The 7,146-nt window shown below is 64.8% G+C and carries 1 protein-coding gene; it reads left to right on the top strand.

The features are described 5' to 3' along the window. Window positions 1–7,146 (top strand): non-ribosomal peptide synthetase (locus tag M653_RS0130770; RefSeq protein WP_027146734.1); only part of this gene is annotated, 7,146 nt, incomplete at both ends.

Genomic DNA, 7,146 nt, shown 5'->3' with positions numbered 1-7,146 from the left:
CGAACCCGGCGCCGGACCCGGCGTAGAGCAACTGCGGCATCGCTACGACCCGAGCTATCATAGGTTCGACCTGACCCAGGCGCCTCTGCTGCGCTTCGTGGTGGCAAAGGATCCCGAGGCCGACCGTTGGCTACTGCAAACATTGCATCATCATCTGATCGGCGATCGATCGACGGTGGAATTGCTGAACGAGGAGATCGAAGCGATCCTGGGCGGCTGGGAAGCCGAGTTGCCCGCTGCCGAGCCGTTCCGCAACGTGGTGGCGCAGACGCGCCTCGGAATATCGGTGTCGGAGCATGAGCGCTACTTCCGCGAACGGCTTGGTGATATCGATGAGCCCGTGCTGCCATTCGGCTTGGCGGAGATACAGGGCAGTGGCGAGGGGACGGTTGAAATACACCGGGTGCTGCCGCAAGCCCTCAACGACCGTTTGCGGAGCCATGCCCGTCGCCTGGGCGTGAGTCTGGCTACCCTTTGCCATGTGGCGTGGGGGCAGGTGGTGGCGCGCACGTCCGGCTGCGAGAAGGTGGTCTTCGGCACGGTGCTGCTGGGTCGCATGCAGACAGGCGCGGACCGGGCGATGGGCCTGTTCATCAACACGTTGCCGCTGCGATTGGACATGGATGGGAGAGGGGTGGCGGCAGGTGTGCGCGAAACACATCTGCGCTTGGCTGAACTCTTGCAGCACGAGCATGCGCCGCTGGCGCTGGCGCAGCGCTGCAGCAGGGTGGCGGCGGGAACACCACTGTTCAGCACGTTATTGAATTACCGGCACATTGCGGCGGAGAAGATGGCTACGCCGAGCCTGAGCGGCGGCGAATGGCTGGAGAGCGAGGAACGGACGAACTATCCGCTGACGCTGTCGGTCGACGACTTCGGTACCGAGCTTGGCCTGACGGCACAGGTTGTGGAGGCGATACCGGCGGATCGTGTCGTCGGGCTGATGCAGCGGGCGCTGGAGAGCCTGGTCGAGGTGCTTGAGACTGCGCCTGAGACGCCGTTGCGGTCGCTGGACGTGCTGCCGCAGGAAGAGCGCGAGCTGATCGTCGAGGTATGGAACCGGACGGAGGCTGATTATCCATCGGATCGCTGCATCCACGAGCTGTTCGAAGAGCAGGCTCGTCGCGCTCCTGATGCAATCGCGTTGATCCAGGGCGATGTTGAGGTGAGCTATGGGCAGTTGAACGCCAAGGCCAATCGCCTGGCGCATCGCCTGATCGGACTGGGTGTAAAGCCTGACGATCGGGTCGGGCTTTGCTTGGAGCGCTCGCCCGAGATGGTGATCGGTCTGCTCGGCGTGCTGAAGGCAGGCGGCGCCTATGTGCCGCTGGATCCCAGCTATCCACGCGAGCGGCTTGGTTTCGTCGTCAGCGATGCCGACCCGCGTCTGGTGCTGGTGGACAGGGCAGGACGCGCTGCACTGGGCGAAGCGCTGGCGAGACGCGAGACGATCGGGCTGGATGTGCCTCAGGTGGAGGGGGAGGACTACCCCGCGACCGATCCCGATCCCCACGGGCTTGGCCTGACACCGCGTCACCTCGCCTATGTGATCTACACCTCGGGCTCTACCGGGATACCCAAGGGCGTCATGGTTGAGCACAGAGGCGTGGTCAATATGATCGCAGACTTGCGGGTGACCTATGCTTTGTCCGCTCAAGATCGCGCGCTTCAGTTCGCGTCCATGTCGTTCGACGTATCGGCCGAAGAGATATTTCCTGTTCTGGCGGCGGGCGCCGCGCTGGTTCTGCGAACCGACGCATGGCTGGCATCGACCGGAGCCTTCGTTGATCTGTGCAGCATCTTCGGCGTCACAATGGTGAATCTTCCTTCCCAGTTCTGGGCGCAGATGACGATGGAGAGGCCCGACATGGCGCTTCCCGGCACGGTGCGTCAGGTCGTGATCGGAAGCGAGGCGGTCAATCCTACCGCGCTGAAAGCGTGGTTTGGCCGCAACGATCGTCGCCCGGCTTTGTTCAATGTCTACGGTCCGACGGAAGCCACTGTCGATGCCACACTGCAGAAGGTGCGCGCGGACACGCCATGGTCTTCGATCGGCCGTCCGATATCGAATGCGCGGACCTATGTTCTAGACGGGCATGGTGAGCCTGTTCCGATCGGGGTTGCTGGCGAGCTCTATATCGGCGGTGTGGGTGTTGCGCGCGGTTACCTCAACCGTCCCGAGCTGACGGCGGAGCGGTTCGTGGCGGATCGCTTCAGCGGCGAGGCCGGGGCGCGGCTCTACCGCACGGGTGATCAGGTGCGTTACCTGCCGGACGGCAACGTCGAGTTCCTCGGCCGCAACGACCATCAGGTCAAGATCCGCGGTTTTCGCATCGAGCTTGGCGAGATCGAGGCGCGGCTGGTCGAGCATCAGGCAGTGCGCGAAGCGGTGGTGATCGCACGTGAGGACACGCCTGGCGACAAGCGGCTGGTCGCCTATGTCGTGGCCAAGGATGAAGCGAAGAACGAGATCGGTAACGCCGGTGACGTCGGCGAACTGGCTGCGGTGCTGCGGGCGCATCTGAGCAGCACCCTGCCGGAGTACATGGTGCCGGCGGCCTATGTCGCGCTGGAAGCACTGCCGCTGACGCCGAACGGCAAACTCGACCGCAGAGCACTGCCGGCGCCTGACGAAGAGGCCTATGCACGCGGCCTTTATGAGCCGCCGCAAGGGGAGGTGGAGACGATCCTTGCCGGTATCTGGCAAGAACTGCTGGGTGTCGAACAGGTCGGGCGCCAGGACAGCTTCTTCGAACTCGGGGGTCATTCGCTGCTGGCGGTTAGGCTGCTGGAGCATCTGCGCCGGATGGGCCTGGGAGCGGCGATCCGGGATCTGTTCGAACATCCCCGGCTAGCTGATTTTGCGGCGAAGCTGGGACGCAGCCGCGAGGTTACGGTTCCAGCCAACGGCATCACGCCGCAGAGCCGGACGATCACGCCGGATATGGTGCCGCTGGCGGAACTGAGCCAGGCCGAGATCGACCGGGTGGTGGAGGCGGTGCCGGGCGGTGTCGGCAACGTGCAGGACATCTACGCACTGTCGCCGCTGCAGGACGGCATTCTGTTCCATCACCTCTTGGAGCAGAAGGGCGATCCCTATCTGATCCGTGCGCAGGTGGCCTTTGCCGAGCGGGATCGGCTGGACCGGTATCTGGCGGCGGTGCAGCGTGTGGTCGATCGCCACGATATCCTGCGCACCGCTTTTGTGTGGGAAGGCCTGTCGTCGCCGGTGCAGGTGGTGTGGCGCCACGCGCCGCTCAGCATCACCGAGGTCGAGCTCGATCCAGCCGCCGGTCCCGGCGTGGAGCAGCTGCGGCATCGTTACGATCCGCAGCATCATCGCATCGATCTGGCCAAGGCGCCCTTGCTGCACTTCGTGGTGGCAAAGGATCCCGAGGCCGATCGGTGGCTGCTGGTCGAGCTTTATCACCATCTGGTGGGAGACCACTCTACCCTGGACATTTTGACCGAGGAGATCGAGGCGATCCTGGCGGGACGGGAGGCTGAACTGCCTGTTGCGGAGCCGTTCCGGGATGTCGTGGCGCAGGCTCGTCTCGGGGTCTCGGCGGCGGAACATGAGCGCTACTTCCGCGAGCGGCTGGGCGATGTCGACGAGCCGGTGCTGCCATTCGGCCTGGCGGAGGTGCGCGGCGATGGCAAGGGAGTGGCCGAAATACACCGGATGCTGCCGCAGACTCTCAACGACCGTCTGCGAGGGCAAGCTCGGCGCCTGGGGGTGAGTCTTGCCAGCCTTTGCCATGTGGCGTGGGGCCAGGTGGTGGCGCGCACGTCCGGCCGCGAGAAGGTGGTGTTCGGCACCGTGCTGCTGGGACGGATGCAGGCCAGCGCAGGCGCCGATCGGGCGATGGGACTGTTCATCAACACGCTGCCGCTGCGGCTCGACCTCGATGGGCGCGGCGTAGCGGCAGGCGTGCGGGAGACGCATCTGCGTCTGGCGGAACTCTTGCAGCACGAGCATGCCCCGCTGGCACTGGCACAGCGTTGCAGCGGGGTGGCGGCGGGAACCCCTCTGTTCAGCGCGCTGCTGAACTATCGGCATAACGCCGCGCAGACGCCGAGCCTCAGCGGTGCTGAGTGGCTGGAGAGCGAGGAGAGGACGAACTATCCGCTGACGCTGTCGGTGGAGGATTTTGGGACCGAGCTTGGCTTGACGGCGCAGATTGTGGAGGCGATATCGGCGGATCGAATCATCGGGATGATGCAGCGGGCTCTGGAGAGCCTGGCGGCGGCGCTGGATGAGGCGCCGGAGACACCATTGCGGTCATTAGACGTGCTGCCGCGCGAGGAGCGGGAGCTGATTGTCGGGACCTGGAACCGGACGGAAGCTGCTTATTCGTCGGATCAGTGCATCCATGAACTGTTCGAAGAACAGGTGCGGCGCGATCCCGATGCGATTGCGCTGGTGCAGGGCGACAGGGAACTCAGCTACGGCGAATTGAACGCCGAGGCCAATCGTCTGGCGCATCGCCTGATCGAACTTGGCGTGAAGCCGGACGACCGGGTTGGGCTTTGCGTCGAGCGTTCGCCCGCAATGGTGATCGGGCTGCTTGGCGTGCTGAAGGCCGGCGGCGCTTATGTGCCGCTCGACCCGACCTATCCGCGCGAGCGGCTTGGTTGGCTGGTGGGCGATGCCGATCCGCGTCTGGTGCTTGTGGACAAGACCGGACGCGCAGCTCTTGGCGAGGCGCTTTCTGGACGCGTGTCGATCGGGCTCGATGAGCAGAGTGCCGAGCAGGACAACCACCCCGCGACCGATCCCGATCCCCGTGCGCTTGGCCTGACACCGCGCCATCTCGCCTATGTCATCTACACCTCAGGCTCTACGGGGATGCCAAAGGGCGCGCAGAATGAACATCGGGCGCTCGTCAACCGCTTGGTCTGGATGCAGGATGCCTATCGCCTGGATGCAAACGATGTAGTGCTGCAGAAGACCCCCTATAGTTTCGATGTTTCTGGATGGGAGTTCTTCTGGACCCTGCTGACCGGGGCCAGGCTGGTGCTGGCAGCGCCGGGGGAGCACAAAGACCCGAGCGCAATGGTCAACGCGATCACGCGGTATCGGATCACGACGATACACTTCGTGCCGTCGATGCTGACGAGCTTCCTGGAAGCGGAGGGCGCGGCGGGTTGCACGTCGCTGCAGCGTATTGTGTGCAGCGGTGAGGCGCTGCCTGCCTTAAGCGTGCACAACACGCAGCGCCTTCTGCCGCAGGCGAAGCTACACAATCTGTATGGCCCGACAGAGGCGGCGATCGATGTGACGGCCTGGACCTGTCCGGCCGGCTATGACGGGAATATCGTCCCGATCGGCCGTCCGATCTCGAACACGCAAATGTATATTCTGGACGGTTATGGCGAGCCTGTCCCCCTCGGTATTGCAGGTGAGCTCTATATCGGCGGAGTAGGCGTTGCGCGGGGCTATCTGAACCGTCCGGAACTGACGGCGGAGCGGTTCGTGGCGGATCGGTTCAGCAGTGACCCACAGGCGCGGCTCTATCGGACAGGCGATCTGGCGCGTTACCTGCCGGACGGCAACATCGAGTACCTCGGGCGCAACGACCATCAGGTCAAGATCCGTGGCTTCCGCATCGAGCTTGGCGAGATCGAGACGCGACTTGGCGAGCATGCGCTGGTGCGCGAAGCGGCGGTGATCGCGCGGGAAGACATGCCTGGCGAGAAGAGGCTGGTTGCCTATGTGGTAGTGCGGGGCGACGCCGGCGACGATCTCGCGGCGATGCTGCGGACGTATCTTGGCGGCGTTCTGCCCGAATATATGGTGCCGGCGGCCTATGTGGTGCTGGAGGCGCTGCCGCTGAGCGCGAACGGCAAGCTCGACCGACGTGCGCTGCCGGCGCCGGAGGGCGGAGCCTATGCGCGTGGCGCGTATGAGCCACCGCAGGGCGAGGTTGAGGCGATCCTTGCCGGGCTGTGGGCGGAGTTGCTGGGCGTCGAACAGGTCGGACGCCAGGACAGCTTCTTCGAACTCGGCGGCCACTCCCTGCTCGCGGTCAGGCTGCTGGAACGTCTGCGCCGGCTGGGCCTGGGAGCAGCGATCCGCGACCTGTTCGAGCATCCCCGGCTAGCCGATTTTGCCAGCAAGCTCGGATGGAGCCGCGAGGTGACGATTCCTCCCAATGGCATCACGCCGCAGACCCGCAGGATCACGCCTGACATGGTGCCGCTGGCAGAGCTGAACCAGGCCGAGATCGACCGGGTGGTGGAAGCTGTGCCGGGCGGGATTGCGAACGTCGAGGATATCTATGCACTGTCGCCACTGCAGGATGGCATCTTGTTCCACCATCTTCTGGCGCAGAAGGGCGATCCCTATCTGATCCGCGGCCAGATGGCCTTTGCCGATCGGAACCGACTGGATCGGTACCTGTCGGCGGTGCAGCGCGTGGTCGACCGGCACGCCATCCTGCGCACTGCCTTTGTGTGGACGGGCCTGTCGTCGCCCGTGCAGGTGGTGTTGCGCCACGCGCCGCTCAGCATCACCGAGGTCGAACTCGATGCCACCGCCGGTCCCGGCGTGGAGCAGCTGAGGCGTCGCTACGCCCCACAGCATCTGCGGCTCGACCTGACCCAGGCGCCCCTGATGCGCTACGTGGTGGCGCGGGATCCCGGGAGCGATCGCTGGCTGTTGCAAGTAACAAGTCACCATCTGATCGAGGATGCCGCTTCAGCAGAACCTTTCTTCGTGGAGATCGATGCGATCCTGGCGGGGCGGGGGGATGAACTGCCTGCTGCCGAGCCATTCCGCAACGTTGTGGCGCAGGCGCGTCTCGGGATCCCGGAGGCGGAGCATGAACGCTACTTCCGCGAGCAGCTTGGCGACATCGACGTGCCTTCGCTGCCATTCGGCCTGACGGAGGTGCGGGGTGACGGCGAAGGTGTGGTGGAAGTGTACCGGAAGCTGCCGCAGNCGCTCAACGATCGTCTTCGCGAGCAGGCCNGGCGATTGGGCGTGAGCCTTGCCAGCCTTTGCCATGTGGCGTGGGGTCAGGTGGTGGCGCGCACGTCGGGACGCGAGACGGTTGTGTTCGGCACCGTGCTGCTTGGCCGCATGCAGGCCGGTGCTGGAGCGGACCGGGCGATGGGTCTGTTCATCAACACGTTGCCGCTGCG

This window comes from Mesorhizobium sp. WSM3626 (genome assembly GCF_000513935.1).
GTDB classification, from domain to species: domain Bacteria; phylum Pseudomonadota; class Alphaproteobacteria; order Rhizobiales; family Rhizobiaceae; genus Mesorhizobium; species Mesorhizobium salmacidum.
Note: the sequence above shows the minus strand (reverse complement) of the source record. Positions and strands in the feature narration are given on the sequence as shown.